General features: G+C 70.1%; 14 protein-coding genes. 13 read left to right on the forward strand and 1 reads right to left on the reverse strand.

Going from position 1 to position 17543, the window contains the following annotated elements; all coding sequences use genetic code 11:
- The first annotated feature begins 17 nt into the window (after positions 1–17).
- The 13 genes from AOZ06_RS25605 to AOZ06_RS25665 all read left to right on the forward strand — a co-directional run bounded on the left by AOZ06_RS25605 (position 18) and on the right by AOZ06_RS25665 (position 16598).
- Complete coding sequence (locus tag AOZ06_RS25605) at positions 18–1289, forward strand: MFS transporter (RefSeq protein ID WP_054291727.1); 1272 nt, start codon at positions 18–20, stop codon at positions 1287–1289.
- On the forward strand, positions 1286–2197 hold the full coding sequence (locus tag AOZ06_RS25610; protein ID WP_054291728.1) for a serine hydrolase: 912 nt from the start codon (positions 1286–1288) through the stop codon (positions 2195–2197). Before AOZ06_RS25605 ends, AOZ06_RS25610 begins: the two co-directional genes overlap by 4 nt.
- Before the next feature lie 113 nt (positions 2198–2310).
- Entirely contained in the window at positions 2311–3696 is a 1386-nt protein-coding gene (locus AOZ06_RS25615; protein WP_054291729.1) for a serine hydrolase domain-containing protein, read from the forward strand.
- On the forward strand, positions 3693–4595 hold the full coding sequence (locus tag AOZ06_RS25620; RefSeq protein WP_054291730.1) for a serine hydrolase: 903 nt from the start codon (positions 3693–3695) through the stop codon (positions 4593–4595). Before AOZ06_RS25615 ends, AOZ06_RS25620 begins: the two co-directional genes overlap by 4 nt.
- Positions 4596–4604: 9 nt before the next feature.
- Positions 4605–6203 (forward strand): ABC transporter substrate-binding protein, encoded by a 1599-nt coding sequence (locus AOZ06_RS25625; protein WP_054291731.1) that lies wholly within the window; start codon positions 4605–4607, stop codon positions 6201–6203.
- The gene (locus tag AOZ06_RS25630) at positions 6203–7183 is read left to right on the forward strand and encodes an ABC transporter permease (protein WP_054291732.1); all 981 of its coding nucleotides are present in this window, start codon (positions 6203–6205) and stop codon (positions 7181–7183) included. The genes AOZ06_RS25625 and AOZ06_RS25630 overlap by 1 nt, the downstream gene beginning before the upstream one ends.
- 1 nt (position 7184) lies before the next feature.
- Positions 7185–9032, forward strand: a complete 1848-nt coding sequence (locus AOZ06_RS25635; RefSeq protein WP_054291733.1) for a dipeptide/oligopeptide/nickel ABC transporter permease/ATP-binding protein — start codon at positions 7185–7187, stop codon at positions 9030–9032.
- Positions 9029–10021 carry an ABC transporter ATP-binding protein gene (locus tag AOZ06_RS25640; RefSeq protein ID WP_054291734.1) on the forward strand — a complete coding sequence of 331 codons (993 nt, stop codon included), beginning with the start codon at positions 9029–9031 and terminating at the stop codon, positions 10019–10021. The genes AOZ06_RS25635 and AOZ06_RS25640 overlap by 4 nt, the downstream gene beginning before the upstream one ends.
- Positions 10018–13308, forward strand: a complete 3291-nt coding sequence (locus tag AOZ06_RS25645) for a serine hydrolase (RefSeq protein WP_054291735.1) — start codon at positions 10018–10020, stop codon at positions 13306–13308. The genes AOZ06_RS25640 and AOZ06_RS25645 overlap by 4 nt, the downstream gene beginning before the upstream one ends.
- Positions 13309–13780: 472 nt before the next feature.
- Positions 13781–13963, forward strand: coding sequence for a hypothetical protein (locus tag AOZ06_RS25650; RefSeq protein ID WP_054291736.1), 183 nt, complete (start codon positions 13781–13783; stop codon positions 13961–13963).
- A gap of 57 nt (positions 13964–14020) precedes the next feature.
- Complete coding sequence (locus AOZ06_RS25655) at positions 14021–14695, forward strand: hypothetical protein (protein ID WP_063810109.1); 675 nt, start codon at positions 14021–14023, stop codon at positions 14693–14695.
- Positions 14692–15597 carry a DUF6895 family protein gene (locus AOZ06_RS56645; RefSeq protein WP_054291738.1) on the forward strand — a complete coding sequence of 302 codons (906 nt, stop codon included), beginning with the start codon at positions 14692–14694 and terminating at the stop codon, positions 15595–15597. The genes AOZ06_RS25655 and AOZ06_RS56645 overlap by 4 nt, the downstream gene beginning before the upstream one ends.
- Complete coding sequence (locus tag AOZ06_RS25665) at positions 15594–16598, forward strand: serine hydrolase domain-containing protein (RefSeq protein WP_054291739.1); 1005 nt, start codon at positions 15594–15596, stop codon at positions 16596–16598. The genes AOZ06_RS56645 and AOZ06_RS25665 overlap by 4 nt, the downstream gene beginning before the upstream one ends.
- Here AOZ06_RS25665 and AOZ06_RS25670 read toward each other — a convergent pair.
- Positions 16501–17502, reverse strand: coding sequence for an EamA family transporter (locus AOZ06_RS25670; protein WP_083471923.1), 1002 nt, complete (start codon positions 17500–17502; stop codon positions 16501–16503). The two genes, AOZ06_RS25665 and AOZ06_RS25670, sit on opposite strands and share 98 nt — an antisense overlap.
- Positions 17503–17543 lie beyond the last annotated feature (41 nt).

A 17543-nucleotide genomic window follows, 5' to 3' on the forward strand; every position in this document is an offset into this window, starting at 1 on the left:
CTTTCGGCGGAGGCGTCATGGCGACAGTGGTCAAAGAGGACACCTGGACAGCGCGGCGGGTCAACCGGACGGCGGTCATCACCATGGTGGTGATGGTGTTCGCCTGGTCGGTCGACTACATCGACCGGTTCTCCATGGGGATGGCGCTGCCGATGATCGGCGCCGAGTTCGACCTCAGCAAGACCGAGCAGGGCTGGCTCGTGACCGTGTTCGCCCTGGTCTACATGGTCTGCCAGATCCCGGCCGGGTTCCTCGCCGACCGCTACGGCTCCCGTGGCCCGATGCTGGTCACGTTGCTGCTGTGGTCGGCGTTCACCGCGATGACCGGGATGGCGGGAACCTTCGGGGCGTTGCTCGTGATCCGCGGGCTTTTCGGCGTGTGCCAGGGACTTTTCCCGGCGGCGTCGTTCAAGGCGATCGCGGAGCGGACGACTCCGGCCAACCGGGCGACAGTCACCGGCGTGATGCTCTCGGCGGGCGGGATCGGCGCGGGACTGGCGCCGCTGATCGTCGGGCCGTTGCTGATGGCGGTCGGCTGGCGCCACACGTTCTTCTGGATGGCGGGTGTCGGCGCGCTGATCGGCGTGGTGGTCTGGGCGATCCTGCCCAAGGCGCTGCCGGAATCGCTCAGCAGCCTTCCCCGCGACGAGGTGCGAACGCCGGAAGTGTCCCGCAAGCAGGTGCTGAAGTCCCCGGTGATCTGGAAGTTCACCCTGCTGTTCTGTGTGACCAACATGCTCAACTACGGGATGATCACCTGGGTGCCCAGCTACCTGCTGGAGGCGCGGGGCCTGTCGCTGAGCCAGACCGGTGTGCTGGCAGCGATCCCGATGCTGGTCAGCATCGGCACGACCATCCTCGGCGGCTGGCTGTTCGACCGCTACTTCCACGACCGCGGCCGCTGGTACCTCGGCCCCATCGCCCTGGTGACGGCGGTGCTGCTGACGCTGATGGTGACGGCGGACAGCACCGCGGAGTTCACCCTCTACGAAACGCTCGCCCTGGCGGTCTTCGGCATGGCGACGATGGCCGTGTTCGGCCTTCCGCTCAAAGTGCTTCCCACGGCGGTCACCGGGATCGGCATGGGGGTGATGAACTTCGGTGGCCAGGTCGCGGGCGCGGTCGCCCCGGTGGCGATGGGCTGGCTGGCCGACGCCTTCTCGTACGCGGCCGCGTTCGGCTTCCTCATCGGCACCACCCTGATCGCCGCCGCGATGGCGTTCTGGGTCCCGCAGACACCCGCGCAGTTCACCTTCTCACCGGCGAGCCCCAGCAAGGGAGTCTCATGACCACCGCGTCCGAAACCGTCGAAACCATCAACGCCCGCGCCGAGGAGGTGGGCGTCCGGGTCCGGTTGCACGCGGCCGAGATCGACGGCACGCGACAGATCGGCATCGAGGGCGGCGTGCCGGTCGTCACGGCTTCGGTGTTCAAGGTCCCGATCGCCTTGGAACTGGCCAGGCAGGCCGCTGATGGTGGGCTTGACCTCGGCGAGCTGGTGACCGTCGCCCCCGGCCATCCCACGCCGGGTCCGTGTGGTCTCGCCACCTTCCGGCACGAGGTGACGATGTCCTGGCACGATCTCGCGATCCTGATGATCGGGATCAGCGACAACGTCGCCACCGACCTGATTCTCGCCAGGGTGGGCAACCAAGCAGTCGGACACTCCCTGCGGCGTATGGGTTTCGAACACACCACGGTCACACAGGACTGCGGCGAGATACTCGACAGCATCGGCGAGGACCTCGGAATTTCCTACGAGGACGACGAAAAGGTGTTGGCGGGGCTTGCGATGGAGCGGCTCGCCGCGCTGCGCGCGCTGCGGCCGGAACACACCTGCGCCACGACCGCCGAGGAAATCACCCGGCTGCTCGGGTTGATCTGGCGTGACGAGGCTGCGTCGCCCGCGGCGTGCGCGGACGTCCGGCGCTGGCTGGAGCTCCAGGTGTGGCCGCATCGGCTGCGGTCCGGGTTTCCGGACGACGCGATCCGGGTGAGCGGCAAGACCGGGACGCTGCCGTCGGTGCGCAACGAGGTCGGTGTGGTCGAGTACTCGGATGGGGGCCGTTACGCGGTAGGGGTTTTCACCGACGCCGTCGACGCGCGGTCGAGGGTGCCGGAGCGGGACGCGTTCATCGGTTTCGCCGCCGCGCGGGCGGTGGAATGGCTCAGGTTCGCCGAGGCCGTGCGCGAATGATTCGTCGGCGCGGATGAATTTTCCTGCCGCTCTCGTCGTTTCGTACGAATCGGTGACGCCCGTCACCGTCCTAGCATTCCCGAATCGCCGGTTCCACGGACAACGAGGTGCGCATGTCGAAACTCTCCGAAATCGATGCCTGGCTCGAGAAGAGCTTCCCCGCCCTCGTGGCCGAACACCAGGTGCCCGGCGCGGCTGTCGCGGTCTTCGCGAACGGCGAGGTGATCGACCACGCGGCAGGTCTGCTGAACACCGGCACCGGCGTGCAGTCCACAGTGGACTCACTGTTCCAGGTCGGGTCGATCACCAAGGTGTGGACGACCACCCTGGCGATGCAGCTGGTCGACGAAGGCAAGCTGGACCTCGACAAGCCGGTCCGGACCTACCTCCCCGAGTTCGTCCTCTCCGACGACGCCGCCGCGTCGCGGATCACCGTGCGGCAGCTGACCTGCCACACGTCCGGCTTCGAAGGTGACATCTTCCTCGACACCGGGCAGGGTGACGACTGCGTCGCGAAGCTGGTGGCGGAGCTGGCCGACGTTCCCCAGTTGTTCGGCCCGGGGGAGATGTTCTCCTACAACAACGCCGGTTACTGCGTGCTCGGGCGGGTCATCGAGGTGCTGCGCGGCAAGTCCTACGACGAGTGCCTGCGCGATCACCTGTGCACGCCGCTCGGCCTGACCCACGCGGCCACCGGGCCCTACGACGCGATCCGGTACCGCGCCGCGATCGGCCACGTCCAGGCCACACCGGAGGACGCGCCGCAACCGGCCCCCGCCTGGGCGCTCACCCGGTCGAACGTGCCCGCCGGCTCGCACCTCGCGATGCGGCCGCGTGACCTGCTGACCTTCGCGCGCATGCACCTCAACGACGGTCGCGCTGACGACGGAACCCAGGTGCTCAAGCCCGAGTCCGTCCACGCCATGCGGGAACGGCAGGTCGAACTGCCCTGCCTCGGTCTGCTGGGCGGGGCGTGGGGCCTCGGCTGGATGATCTTCGACTGGCCGGGCGGCCCGGTGATCGGCCACGACGGCGGCACCATCGGCCAGTCGGCGTTCTTGCGGGTGGTGCCGGGCAGCGACGTCGCGGTGGCGCTGCTGACCAACGGTGGCAAGCCGTTGCACCTCTACCTGGACATCTTCCGGAAGGTCCTCGGCGACCTCGCGGGGGTCGAAGTCCCGTCGCTGCCCGAACCCAACGCCGCCGAGTCCCCGGCCGACCCCTCGCGGTACGTGGGCGAGTACTCCTCGCAGGTCGCGGACATCGTGGTCAGCCAGGACGACGACGGCGGCCTGTGGCTGGAACGCACGCCGAAGGGGATCTTCGCCGATCTGGCCAAGCCGGAGAAGAACAGGCTGCTCGGCTACAAGGGCGACACCCTGGTCGCGGAAAACGGGACACTGGGCCTGCACATGCCGCACGCCTTCGTCGGTGACGACGGCAACGGCCGGGCGCTGTACGTCCACACAGGACGTGCGGACCGGCGGGTGAACCGGTGACCGGAATCGCAGCTGAGATAGCGGCCGTCTTCGCCGACGCGGGAGCCCGCGGTTTCGTGCACGCCAGGCAGGTCGGCGTCCCCGACGGCCCTGAAGTCGCGGTCGGCGCGGACGACCAGGTCGTGCTCGCGTCGGTGTTCAAGATCCCGGTCGCGGTCGCCTATGCCCGTGAAGTGGCAGCGGGCAGGCTCGACGAGACCGAGCGGACCCGGGTCACCGCGCGGTACCGGATCGGCGGGGTCGGCACGGCGGGCTGCGCCGACGACGTCGAGATGAGCTGGCGCGACCTGGCGCACTTCATGCTGACGATGAGCGACAACGCCGCGACGGACCTCATCTACCACCGGGTCGGGCAGGCCGCGGTGGACCAGGTCCTCGCGGACCTCGGACTGGCGCGGACACGGCTGATCGGCTGCTGTGAGGACCTGTTCGCCTCCGTGATCGCCGATCTCGGCGCGACACCGGGCGACGACCTGGACACCGTCTTCGCCGGGGCGACCGAGGAACAGGTCTGGAAGCTCACGGTGGTCGACCCGGACCGCACCACGTCGTCGACTCCGCGCGAGATCACCGCGTTGCTCGACGCCATCTGGACCGGCCGCGCCGGCGACCCGGCCGCCTGCGAACGGGTACGGACGATCATGGCGCAGCAGATCTGGCCGCACCGGATCTCGTCCGGCTTCCCCACGGGCGTGACGATCGCGGCGAAGACCGGCACCCTGCCCGCGGTCCGCAACGAAGCGGGCGTGGTGACCCATGTGGACGGTCGCCAGTACGCCGTCGCGGTGTTCACCCGTGCCGATTGCCTCGCAGACCGCTTGCCCGCGGTCGACGCCGCCATCGGCCAGGCCGCGCGCCTCGCCGTTGACCACCTCCGCGCGCAGACCTCGACCCCGTAGGAGAACCCCATGAGGAAAGCCCGGCTCACCGCCGCGATCGCGAGCGTGGTGGCCTTGACCGTGAGCGCGTGCGGGGCGACGTCGCAATCCGGCGGGGACCGGACCGCGAACCAGAAACTGGCCGACGGCAAGACCTTCACGATGGGGATCCCGTCCGACCCTGGATCCCTCGACCCCGCGATGACCGTGCTCGCGGTCGCGCTCCAGCTCGACCGTTTCCTCTACGACGGTCTGATCGACCTCGACGCCTCGGGCAAGCCGATCCCGAACCTCGCGGAGAAGTTCGAGGCCACGACGACCACGGCCGCCTTCACCCTGCGCGACGGGATCACCTGCGCTGACGGTGCTCCGCTGACCGCGTCCGACGTCGCGGCGAACATCAACTTCGTCGGCGACCCCGCCAACAAGTCGGCGATGCTGGGGTTGTCGATCACACCGGGGACCAAGGCGGTCGCCGACGACGCGGCCCGGACCGTCACCCTCACCAGCGGTGCGCCGGACGCGTTCCTGCTGCGCAACGCGGGCAGCCTGCCGATCGTCTGCGGCAAGGGCCTGGCCGACCGGTCGGCGCTGGCCAAGGGGCAGCACGGAACCGGCATGTTCACCATGACCGAACTCGTCCCGAACGACCACTACACGCTCACCCGGCGCAAGGACTACGCGTGGGGTCCCGGGCAGTGGCAGCGTGAACAGCCGGGCCTGCCCGACAAGGTCGTGATCCGGGTCGTCCCGAACAACACGACGGCGGCGAACCTGCTGCTGTCGCGCGAACTCAACGCCGCCACGATCACCGGGCAGGACCAGCAGCGGCTACGTGCCCAGAAGCTGTTCCACGGCGACTTCCTCGCACCGATGGGCGAGTTGTTCTTCAACCAGGCGCCCGGTCGGGCGGGCAAGGATCCGGCTGTCCGCCGCGCACTGGTGCAGGCGCTGGACCTCGGGCAGATCGGCAAGGTACTCACCAGCGGCAACGGGCAACCCGCCAAGGGGCTGGTCACCGCGGAACCCCTGGCCTGCTCCGCTGACTCGGTGAGCGGCAAGCTGCCTGCCTTCGACGTCGCGGCGGCCAAGGCCGGGCTCGACGCGGCAGGCTGGCTCCCCGGCCCTGACGGGGTGCGGGTCAAGGACGGCAAGCGGCTCACGCTCACTGCCATCTACGGGCAGCAACTCGGGCCCACCATGGCATCGGGTGCCGAACTGATGCAACAGTCGTGGAAGAGCGTCGGAGCCGAGGTGACCCTCAAGGCCGTCGACAGCCCGGGCACCAGCCAGGTGCTGTTCGGCACCGGCGAATGGGACATCTCGATGGCGCCGCTGGGTTTCGTGCTGCCGAGCCAGGCCGTGCCGTTCATGTCCGGTTCGAAGCCGCCCGCCGGGACGAACTTCGCGCACATCGAGAACGCCGAGTTCGCCACGCTGGTCAAGCAGGCGGCGAGCATGCCGGGTGAAGCGGGGTGCGCCACCTGGGCAGCGGCGGAATCGGCTTTGGTCAGCCGGTTGGACGTGGTGCCCTTCGTGCACACGGTCATCCCGATCTTCGGCAGCGACGCGCGGTTCGACGTCGTCCTCGGCTCGATCGTCCCGTCGACGATCCGGATGTACTCCTGATGACCAGCGCGGTCGCGGCGCCCGGCCTGCATGGTAGCCCGTGGCTGTCGTTGGCCGGGCGTCGCATCGGCCGGTTCGCCGTCTCGTTGTGGGTGCTGGTCACGATGGCGTTCCTGATGATCCAGCTGATCCCCGGCGACCCCGTCCGGGCGGCGCTCGGCCTGACCGCACCGGTCGAGCTGGTGAACGCGCGGCGCGCGGCGCTCGATCTCGACGACCCGATCTGGTTGCAGTACGTGCACTACCTCGGCGGGCTGGTCACCGGCGACTTCGGGACGTCGATGACGAGCGGTCTGCCGGTCGCCGACGTGATCGGCGACCGGCTGCCGGCCACCCTCCAGCTGGCGTTGCCGGCGTTCGCGGTGGTCATCGCCGTGGCGATCCCGCTGGGCGTGCTGTTCGCCGTGCTGACCCGCGGGGGCCGCCGCCGGGGCGCTGAACTGGCGTTCACCTCGACGAGCGTGCTGCTCGCGGCCATTCCCGAGTTCCTCGTGGCGGTCGCGCTGGTCGCGTTCTTCGCGGTCCAGCTCGGCTGGTTCCCGGTGGCGGGCAGTGACGGGCCGAGCTCCTTCGTCCTGCCGGTCATCGCGCTGGCCCTCGGCCCGGCGTCGGTGCTTTCGCGCATCGTGCGGGTGGAGACGCTTTCCGTGCTGGGCAACGACTTCATCCGCACAGCACGGGCGAAACGACTGCCCGCCAGGTTGGTCTACTTCCGCCACGCCCTGCCGAACGCGTTGACCGCGACGCTGACCGTGGGCGGGCTGATGCTGACCGGGATGGTCGCCGGGACGGTGCTCGTGGAGAACGTGTTCGCCTGGCCGGGTCTCGGGTCGAGCATCGCGCAGTCGATCCTGCAGAAGGACTACCCGCTGGTCCAGGGAATCGTGCTCGTCTACGGCATCGGTGTGCTGCTGGTGAACCTGGCGGTGGACGTGCTGCTGGCCGTCCTCGATCCGCGTTCGACGATCCGGGAGAGCTGAGATGGCGAAGTGGTTCGCGGCCCTGCGCACCCCGGTGGGCGCGTTCTCGGCGGCACTGCTGGTCCTGGTGTTCGCGCTCGCGGTGCTGGCGCCGCTCCTGTGGCACGGCAGCGCCTTCGAGGTCGACACCGAGGCGATCGGCCAAGGACCGTCGGCGGCGCATTGGCTGGGCACCGACAACCTCGGCCGCGACGTCCTCTTCCGTGTCCTGGTGGCGACCCGGCTTTCGGTCCTGCTGGCGGTGCTCGCGACGGCGATCGGGGTGGTGACCGGGCTCGTGCTCGGCACGCTGCCCTCGTTGCTGCCCCGGCCCGCCGCACGGCTGATCACCGCGGCGGTGAACATCGCGGTCGCGTTCCCCGGGCTGCTGCTGGTGTTGTTCTTCTCCGTCATTTTCGGGGTCGGGACGCACGGCGCGGTGCTGGCGGTGGGTTTCGCGCTGGCACCGGCCTTCGCCCGGCTGGCCCAGACGCTGTCGGCTTCCGTGGCGGGCCAGGACTTCGTGTCCGCCGCGCGGATCTCCGGCGTCGGCCGGATCCGGTTGCTGGTCAGGCACATCCTGCCCAACATCGGCGAACCGCTGGTGGTGAACGCGACCATCGGCGCCGGTGCCTCGCTGCTGACGTTCTCCGGGTTGTCGTTCCTGGGCATCGGTGTGCAGGCACCGGACTACGACTGGGGACGGCTGCTCGGCGAAGGGCTCAACGGGATCTACGTCAACCCGGCTGCCGCGCTCGCGCCCGGTGTCGCGGTGGTCCTGGTGGGACTCGCGTTCAACCTGGCGGGCGAGACCGTGGCCGGGGTGATCGGGGTCCGCACCGGCTCCCGGGCATCGGCGCCGCGGCCGGTCACGCCTGCCCGGGAGAAGGTCACCGAGGACCTCGGCGACGCGCTGCTGGTGGTGGAGAACCTCCAGGTGGCCTTCCCACGCCCTTCTGGCTGGACCGTCCCGGTGCGCGGGGTGGGTTTCACCGTCCGGGCGGGCGAGGCGATCGGCGTCGTCGGCGAGTCGGGCTCGGGCAAGAGCCTGACCGGCCTGGCGGTGTCGCGTCTGATCGAAGCCCCTGCCGCCGTCACCGCGGACCGGCTCGACTTCGCCGGCCAGCCGGTGCTGACGGCACCGGAACGGGACCTGCGGCGCCTGCTCGGCACGTCGCTGGCGATGGTGTTCCAGGATCCGATGACGTCGTTCAACCCGACCAGGCGGATCGGGAACCAACTGGCGGAGGTGTCCCAACAGCACCAGGGTCTGCCGCGTGCCAAGGCGTTCGCACGGGCCGTGGAGCGGTTACGCGCGGTACGGATCCCCGCCGCCGAACGGCGCGCCCGGCAGTACCCGCACGAGTTCTCCGGCGGGATGCGGCAGCGCGCGATGATCGGCATGGGCCTGATGGGCGACCCGCGGCTGATCATCGCCGACGAACCGACCACGGCGCTGGACGTCACCGTGCAGCGGCAGTTGCTGCGTCTGCTGGCGCGGACCAGGAACGAGCGGAACACGGCGATCATCCTGATCAGCCATGACATCGCGGTCGTGGCGCAGACGTGCGAACGGATGCTGGTGATGTACGCGGGCCGGATCGTGGAGGACCTGCCGTCGTCGGCGGCGCCGCGGCATCCCTACACGAAGGCACTGCTGGCCGCGACGCTGGACCTGGAGACCGACCGTGACGCGCCGCTCGCGGTGATCCCCGGCCGTCCACCGGAACCGGATCGCGTGCCCGACGGCTGCGCGTTCGCCGACAGGTGTCCCGCGGCGACCGATCGGTGCCGAGCCGAAGACCCGGTCCTGGAACTGGTCGAAGCCACGCACCGCGTCGCGTGCTGGCACAAGGAAGGTGTGCGGTGAGCGATCTCGTCTTCGACGCGGTGAGCGTGCGGTACGGCGGCAGGCGAGGTCTCACCGCGGTCGACCACGTCGGACTGACCGTCCCTTCCGGACAGGTCGTCGGGCTCGTCGGCGAATCGGGATCGGGGAAATCGACGCTGGCCCGCGCCGCCGCCGGACTCTCGCCGCTCAGCTCCGGCCGGGTCCTGCTCGGCGGGGTGGACGTCCGCGAGCTGCCCCGGCGCCGTCCGCTGCAGATGGTGTTCCAGGACCCGTACTCCTCTTTGGACCCTCGGATGAGCGTGGGGGAGTCGATCGCCGAAGCGATCCCGCGCGGTGTCCTGCCCAGTCGGGGTGCCCGCCGCGACGAGGTCGCCCGGCTGCTGGACCTGGTCAACCTCGATCCGGATCGCGCCGGTCAGCTACCGGGCAGGCTCTCCGGCGGTCAACGGCAACGGGTGGCGCTCGCCCGCGCACTGGCCGGGCGGCCGGAGGTGCTGATCGCGGACGAGATCACCTCCGCGCTCGACGTCTCGGTGCAGGGCGCGGTGCTCAACCTCGTCCGGTCCCTGCAACGACGGCTCGGCCTGTCGATGCTCTTCATCTCGCACAACCTCGCCGTTGTGCGCTATCTCAGCGACATCGTCGCCGTGATGTACCTCGGCCGGATCGTCGAAGTCGGCCCGGCGGAGCAGGTGCTCACCGAGCCACAGCATCCCTACACCCGCGACTTGCTCGCCGCGGCGCCGTCCGCGCACACCTCCCTGTTCGACACCGGCGTGGACGCGGCGACCACCGACGCCGAACCCGCCGACCCGCACCACCCGCCGGGCGGATGCCGTTACCACACGCGATGTCCGATCGGTCCGCTCGTGCACGCCGACCGCGAAGTCTGCCTCCAGGCGGATCCCGGTGCGGACTCGGCACACCGGCGTCACTCGGCGGCCTGCCATTTCGGTGAAGACGAGAGCCACCTGCCCGCGATCTCCAGAGGAGCAAGCGCACCATGACACGACGCCTCGGCATCGAGGACCTGTACGACATCGCCGCCCCCAGCCAGCCCGCGCTGTCCCCGGACGCCGACCGGATCGTGTACGTCGTGCGCACCGCCGACCGCGACGGGGACCGCAACGTGGACACGCTCTGGGAGGTCGGCGCCACCACTGGTGAAGCCCGGCAGCTCACCCGTGGAACCGCCGACACGGCACCGAGCTGGGCGCCGGACGGTTCGCGGATCGCGTTCCTGCGGGCCCAGGACGGCCCGCCGCAGGTGTGGTTCCTGCCCTCGTCGGGCGGGGAAGCCGAACGGATCACCGAACTCCCGCTCGGGGCGGGCGCGCCGGTGTGGAGCCCGGACGGTTCGCGGATCGCGTTCTCGGCTGCGGTCGACGGCGTGGGCGGCGGCCCGGCGTCGAACGCCCCGGTGGTGGCGGACCGCCTGGACTTCAAGGCCGACGGTGCCGGGCTGATCAAAACCATTCGCAAACACCTGCACGTCCTCGACGTCGTCACGAGACAAGTCCGGCAGGTCACCTTCGGCGAGTGGCACGCAGGCGACCCCACCTGGTCGCCTGACGGCACCCACCTGGCGTTCTCCGCCGGACGGGACGCCGACGCGGACTTGACCTTCCGCTCGGGTGCCTACGTCCTCGACGTGACCACGAAAACCGCGGAGCCCCGGCTGATCGGCTCCGGCGAAGGCATGGTGGCCCAGGTCGGCTGGACCGCCGACGGCCGCGCGCTCCTGGTGGTCGGGCGGCGTGACACCAAGGTCGGCCATCTCGCACTGCTGCGGGTCCCGCTCGACGGCGGGGACGCGGTCGACCTGACGGCGTCCGCCGACCGGAACGTGATGCCTGGCGGCGCGGGCTACCCGGGCGCGGCCCCGAAGCTGACCGCGGACGGTGGTTCGGTGCTGTTCGGTCTCCGCGATCGTGGCTGCACCCATCTGTACGAAGTGGACATCGACGGTGGAAATCCGCGCGCGGTCATCGGCGGAACCGACCGCGTCGTGTCCGGAATGGACATCGCAGCGGGACGAGTGGCGGTCGTACTGGCCACGGACACCTCGTTCGGCGAGATCGCGGTCGTCGACCCGGCCACCGGCGCTGTCGACGTGCGAACCCAGCACAGTCCCACAGTCGAGCTCTTCCCGCGCGAGGAACGGGAATTCACCATCGGTGACGGCACCGTCGTGCACGGCTGGTTGCTGCGAGACCCGGCGAGGACCGGCGCCGCGCCGCTGCTGCTCGACATCCACGGCGGACCGCACAACGCCTGGAACGGTACGGCCGACTCGATCCACCTCTACCATCAGGCGCTTGTCGCGCGAGGCTGGGCGGTACTGCTGCTCAACCCGAGAGGCAGCGACGGCTACGGCGAGGACTTCTACACGGGCGCCGTCGGCGAGTGGGGCCGAGCCGATGTCCGTGATCTCCTCGACCCGCTGGACCAGCTGGTCGCCGAAGGCGTCGCCGACGCGGACCGCCTCGCCGTCGCGGGCTACAGCTACGGCGGGTTCATGACCTGCTACCTGACCAGCCGCGACGACCGCTTCGCCGCAGCCGTCGCCGGTGGTGTGGTCAGCGACCTGACCAGCATGGCAGGCACCTCCGATGCCGGGCACTACCTGGCCGTCGGTGAGCTCGGCGGCTCGTCCGAGTCCTATGCGGAACTCTCGCCGTTCGCTCAGGTCACCCAGGTGCGGACGCCGACGTTAGTCCTCCAGGGCGCGCAGGACGACCGGTGCCCGGTCGGTCAGGCCGAGCAGTGGTTCAGCGCCCTGCACACACGTGGCGTCCCGTCCCGGCTGGTGCTGTACCCGGGTAGCTCACACCTGTTCATCCTCAACGGCCCGCCGTCACACCGCCTCGACTTCAACCGGCGTGTTCTCGAATGGGTCGAGCAGTACACGGGCGTGTCCCGGGCACCCATCGACGCGGCGCACTGGCAGCGGCGCCTGGCCGAACTGGCGCGCAAGTACCGCGTCCCCGGTGCCGCGCTGGGCATCACGCGGGTCGATGACACGGAGGTGCACGTCGCCTACGGCGTGCTGAGCACGGCGACCGGTGTCGAGGTCACCGAGGAGTCGGTGTTCCAGATCGGCTCCGTGTCGAAGGTGTGGACCTCGACCGTGGTGATGCAACTGGTCGACGAAGGGCTGCTCGACCTGGACGCGCCGATCTCCGACGTGGTTCCCGAACTGCGGCTGGCCGATCCGGACGTCGCCAAGCAGGTGACCATGCGGCATCTGCTGACGCACACCAGCGGAATCGACGGCGACGTCTTCACCGACACCGGCCGCGGTGACGACTGCCTTGAACGCTATGTCGAAATCCTCGACGAGGCCGCGCAGAACCACCCGCTCGGCGCGACTTTCTCGTACTGCAACTCGGGGTTCGTGCTGATGGGCCGGGTGGTCGAGAAGCTCACCGGGCTGACCTGGGACGCCGCGATGCGGCAGAAGCTGTTCACCCCGCTGGGCCTCACGCACACCGTGACCCTGCCCGAGGAAGCGGTGATGTTCCGCGCCGCGGTCGGTCACGTCGGCAGTGGAGACGAAGATCCGAAGCCCGCGCCCGTCTGGGGCCTGCCCCGGACCATGGGCCCGGCAGGCCTGATCACCGCCACCACCAAGGACGTGCTGGGGTTCGCCCGGCTGCACCTGACCGGCGGTCTCACCCCGTCCGGCGAGCGGATCCTGACGACGGAGTCCGCCACCGCGATGGCCGAGAAGCAGACCGACATCCCCGACACGCACTCGCTCGGCGACTCCTGGGGACTCGGCTGGATCCGCGACGAATGGGACGGGCGGCGGATCATCGGCCACGACGGCAACACGATCGGGCAGTCGGCGTTCCTGCGGCTGCTGCCCGACGAGGGGTTCGCCGTCACGCTGCTCACCAACGGTGGCAACACCCGCGACCTGTACGTGGAGCTGTACCGGGAGATCTTCGCCGAACTGGCGGACGTGGCGATGCCGCAACCGCTCGAGCCGCCCGCGACCCCGGTCACTGTGGACGCTTCGAGGCACGTCGGCGTCTACGAGCGGGCCGGGGTGTCGATGGAGGTCCTCGGCGACGGGGACGGGATCCGGCTCCGGCAGACCGTCACGGGTCCGCTGGCCGACCTCATGCCGGCGAAGACGATGGAATTCGACCTGGTCCCGGTGACCGACTCGCTTTTCGTCTGCCGCGAGCCAGGAGCGCGGACATGGATGCCCGTCACCTTCTACACGTTGCCGACCGGGGAGCCGTACATGCACTACGGCGTGCGGGCAACGCCGAAGGTGTCCTAGGCGAGGCACTGGACCCCGGCGATGAGGCCGGCCAACGATCCCGTCCGGACCGCCACTTCCTTGCCGCGGCCTGGCACGTCAGGTCGTGGGCTGGCCCTCACCCGGCGTATCCCGGCCGAGCATGATCGGCGGGTCAGCCGGTCGTGATCGGGCGGCGCGGGGCGCTGTCGCCGCACGTCGCGCGGGCCACCTCGGGTTCGCTGGCCGATCGGGCTTGAGTACTGCCCCGAGCTGTCATTCGTGGTCGGATTCCGTCGACCCGCAACGGGTTTCGACGGGCCAGCGCGTTTCATGGATGCGTGTTCCGGCATACGCGAGTGCGGTGTCCGACGTTTAACTCACATGGGTGGTGTAGACGAGGAACTGTCCTTCCGGCATTGCGAAGGCGCCGAAATGTGTTGCACTCGAAGGGACAGAGTACTCACGGGTCCGTGACGGGCAGCCTTCGCGGTCCCCACCCAGGGAGGTTTCGATGTCTGTTCGTTCACCGGCCCGACCGGCCGTTGCGCCAGCGAAGCTGACGGACCTGAGCACGTTGATGATGGAGCCGGAGTCGACAGTGGCCGACCCGCCGCTGGCTGTGCCGCACTCCGCCGGAGTCCTGCTGCTTCTGCTCCTGCTCTCACCGGGGACGCCGAAGGAGCCTCGCCGGTAGATCCTTTCCGGACTGACAGATTGGTGGCGGTGAGGACCTGTGGACAAGTCGTCCTGTATGGATAGTGCAGGGCTGCTGGCCGGTCGCGTGCTCGCCGCGCTGCGCGGAGCCGGCGGTGTCGGTCTGGTCGACTTCGTCGACTCGTGTGCCGACACCACCGTCGGCTTGGGCGCGGTCCGGCTGGTGGGCGCGGACGTGTTCCTGCCGCAGGTGGTGTTGCGGGAGCCGGTGGTCGCCGGGGACGCCGAAGTGGTCGCCGAGTCCTTCGCCGTCTTCCCACCGGTCGCCACGCCAGTCACGCCGCAACAGCGGGTGATGGCGTGGCGTGACTGGTCCACCGCGCGGCAACTGGCCCGTTTCACCGGTGGCGCGCCTGTCGCACCGCCGGACGAGCCAGCCGCCGTGCTCGGCCCGGTGGACGAGTGGGCGCGCTGGTCGGTGGCGGCGGCCCAGTTGTCGTCGCTGGCGCATCCCGGTGCGACCGGCCCCGTGGTGGAGGCCGTCGCGGCGGAGTCGATGGCCTTGTGCCGCGGGGTGGTCCGGACTTTGCTGCGCCGTGACTTCGCCACCGCGACCCGGCTGGTTCGCTGGGTCGCCCTGCTGCACGCCATGGGCATCCAGTTGCCGGTGAACCCGGTTCTCCTGGTCGAGCACGTCGAGTTGCGCTGCGGCGCGGAGACCCGCCCGTTGCTCGACCTCGCGCTGGCCCGTCACCTGTTGGGAGTCTCATGACCGCGACGGTCCACCTGGCCTACGACGTCGCGGCTGGCGCCCTCGCCTGGCTGCACACCCACCGTGAGCTGGACGTGTTCGAGGACAACGCGACCGTTGACATCAACGACCCGGACAACGTGTACAAGTCGTTGGGGGAGTTGGCTCTGGCCGGGTCGATGGTGCTGCGCGAGGGTGTGGCCGGCACGGCCGAGGCGCGAGCCGGGCGTGAACTGCTGGAGTTCTCCTGGGAGCAGTTGCGCCGCGGTGACCTGCTCTACGAACGTCAGCTGCGGCACGCCTTGCTCACCGACCCGTTGGAGCTCTACGTCCCCTACGCGCGCAGCGGGTACCGGCACGAGGAGCTGGAACGGATCATCGCCCAGGGCTCGGCGTCGGACTCCATGATCGAGGTGGCGCCCAACCGCCGGTTGGCCGTGGCCAATGCGCACCGCGTGCTGGGCGTGCGCCGGGACGACGACCTGGCGGCCATGTTCCGCCAGACATGGCTGGGCCGTACGCCGCAACCCTGGGTACTGGACTGGTTCACCGCCTACTGCATGACGCACACCGTCTTCCACCTCACGGACTGGGGCGCGATGCCGGAGCAGTTGCCGCCGGACGCGGCCCAGTACTTGCACAACTGGTTGCCGGTGTGGTTCGAGGTGTGGGCGGAAGCAGGGCAGTGGGACCTGGTCGGCGAGTTGCTGATCGTGGGCGCGTGCCTGCCCGAGCCGCGGTGCGACCGCGTGGAGTGGGAACTGTTCGCGAGTGTCCAGCACCCCGACGGGCTCGTGCCGCGGGACAGCGAACCCGTCGTCGGCGACCCGCGGCAACGTTTCCACGACCACCAGCACACCGCGTTGGTGGCGACCATCGCAGGCACGCTGGCCCTGGGCCGCCTGCTCGGGCAGAACGGGTGAGAGACCTCGTCGAGCCCCTGCGCGACGCCGTGCGCGGTGCCACCGGAATCGCTGTCGCCCTCCACCACGCCGGCCAGGATTCGATCCTGGTCACCGGCACGACAGGGCGGCACGATCCGCAGCCCGTCGGCGGCACCACCCGGTTCGAGCTGGGCTCCGTGACCAAGACGTTCACCGGTCTGCTGCTGGCCCAGATGATCGCACGGGGTGACGTCGGACCGGCCGACCCAGTCGACCGGTACCTGCCGCCCGGGGCAGCGCCCCGCCTGGGCCGCGAGGTCACCCTGGAACGTCTGGCGACCCACACCGCCGGTCTGCCCCGCCTGCCACCGGGCCTGCTGCTCCGGGCGGTGCCGCGGTGGCGTACCAACCCCTACCGCGACTTCGGCCCGGCCGGACTGGACGAGGCACTGCGCCGGACCCGGCCGGGAACGCCCGGCCGGGTCCGCTACTCGAACTTCGGCGTGGCACTGCTGGGGCAGGCCCTGGCGAACGCGGCCGGGCAGCCGCTGGAGGACCTGCTGGCCGAGCGCGTGCTGCGGCCACTGGACCTGCCCGGCACCGGGTTCGCCGCGTCCCCGCAGGTCACCGGCTACCTGCGGGGACGTGCCCGCCCGCCGTGGCAGATCCCGGGCATGCCCGCGGCCGGGGCGCTGCGCTCCTCGGCGCTCGACATGCTGCGCTACCTGACCGCCCACCTTCCCGGCGGCACCGGGCCGTTGGCGACGGCCGTGGCTGATGTCATCCGGCCGCGGGAGCGCGCCGGCGACCACGAGGTGTGCCTGGTCTGGAACCTGCGTCGACGGTCGGAGCATGAACTGCTGTTCCACTCCGGTGCCACCCGCGGCTGCACGGCGTTCGCCGGATTCAGCCCCAGCGCCGCAACCGCCCTGGTGGCGTTGGTCAACGCCGGCCCGGTCGTGGGCAGCACGTTCGTGCAACGAGCCTACGAAGCCGCTTGGAAGCTGGTCGACCGTGCGACCGTCCCTCAGCCGAGGTGAATCCTCGTGCGGAGACCGCGACGTTGCTGACCACGATCAGCCCGATGCCGATCCACTCGTTGAGGTGGAGGGCCTGGTGCAGCAGCAACCACCCGGCCAGAGCCGCCCAGACGGGGTTGATGCTGGTGAAGGTGCTGAACATCGGAGCCGGCACCCGGCGCAGGGCGAGCAGGTCGGCGACGTAGGGCACGATCGAGGCCAGCAGCCCGCAGGCCACCGCGAGGATGATCGCCGCGGCGGTGGGGGTGTGCAGGGCGAACCAGACCACGGCGATCGGCGTCCAGGTCGCCGCGGCGACGACGCTCGCCACAGCGGTTCCCCGCAGGCCGGGAAGCCGCTGGCCGATGGTGCGGTTGAGCAGGATGTAACAACCCCAGGCGGTCGCGGCGAGCAGGGCCAGGATGACGCCGACGACGTCGGTGGTGGGCCTGGGGGCGGTCAGCACGACCACACCGACACCGGCTGTGACAGCACAGGCGACGTCGAGAGCTCGTCGTGAGCCGGCGATGGCGACGGTGAGCGGGCCGAGGAACTCGAGGGTGACGGCCAGGCCGAGTCCGATGCGGTCGATCGCGGCGTACAGGCTGAGGTTCATCACACCGAACACCGCGACCAGGCCGAGGATCGGCAGCCACTGGTCCCTGCGCAGGCCACGGAACCGCGGGCGCACGACCGGCGTCAGGACGACCGCGGTCACGAGTTGACGGATCGCGACCACACCGACCGGGCCGATGGCGGGAAACGCCATCGCCCCCAGCGCAGCCCCAGCCTGGTTCGACGCCGCGCTGCTGAGCGCCATCGCGACGCCGGCACCGCGCTGACGCGGCGTCGCCGTCGCAGCGGAGAGCTGCTGGCCGCCGACGGGCGCAGTCTGCGTGGGTACTTCGACGTCAAGGGTCCTCATACGCTCACGGTAGGACTGCGGTACCGCATAGCCTAGTGCAT

It is taken from the genome of Kibdelosporangium phytohabitans (genome assembly GCF_001302585.1).
GTDB lineage: Bacteria > Actinomycetota > Actinomycetes > Mycobacteriales > Pseudonocardiaceae > Kibdelosporangium > Kibdelosporangium phytohabitans.

Bases quoted from the DNA above. Each gene is read 5' to 3' on its own strand.
- AOZ06_RS25605 (WP_054291727.1), top strand. From the start codon at position 18: ATGGCGACAGTGGTCAAAGAGGACACCTGGACAGCGCGGCGGGTCAAC.
- AOZ06_RS25635 (WP_054291733.1), top strand. From the start codon at position 7,185: ATGGCGAAGTGGTTCGCGGCCCTGCGCACCCCGGTGGGCGCGTTCTCG.
- AOZ06_RS25670 (WP_083471923.1), bottom strand. From the start codon at position 17,502: ATGAGGACCCTTGACGTCGAAGTACCCACGCAGACTGCGCCCGTCGGC.
- AOZ06_RS25625 (WP_054291731.1), top strand. From the start codon at position 4,605: ATGAGGAAAGCCCGGCTCACCGCCGCGATCGCGAGCGTGGTGGCCTTG.
- AOZ06_RS25645 (WP_054291735.1), top strand. From the start codon at position 10,018: ATGACACGACGCCTCGGCATCGAGGACCTGTACGACATCGCCGCCCCC.
- AOZ06_RS25630 (WP_054291732.1), top strand. From the start codon at position 6,203: ATGACCAGCGCGGTCGCGGCGCCCGGCCTGCATGGTAGCCCGTGGCTG.
- AOZ06_RS25615 (WP_054291729.1), top strand. From the start codon at position 2,311: ATGTCGAAACTCTCCGAAATCGATGCCTGGCTCGAGAAGAGCTTCCCC.
- AOZ06_RS25650 (WP_054291736.1), top strand. From the start codon at position 13,781: ATGTCTGTTCGTTCACCGGCCCGACCGGCCGTTGCGCCAGCGAAGCTG.
- AOZ06_RS25655 (WP_063810109.1), top strand. From the start codon at position 14,021: ATGGATAGTGCAGGGCTGCTGGCCGGTCGCGTGCTCGCCGCGCTGCGC.
- AOZ06_RS56645 (WP_054291738.1), top strand. From the start codon at position 14,692: ATGACCGCGACGGTCCACCTGGCCTACGACGTCGCGGCTGGCGCCCTC.
- AOZ06_RS25610 (WP_054291728.1), top strand. From the start codon at position 1,286: ATGACCACCGCGTCCGAAACCGTCGAAACCATCAACGCCCGCGCCGAG.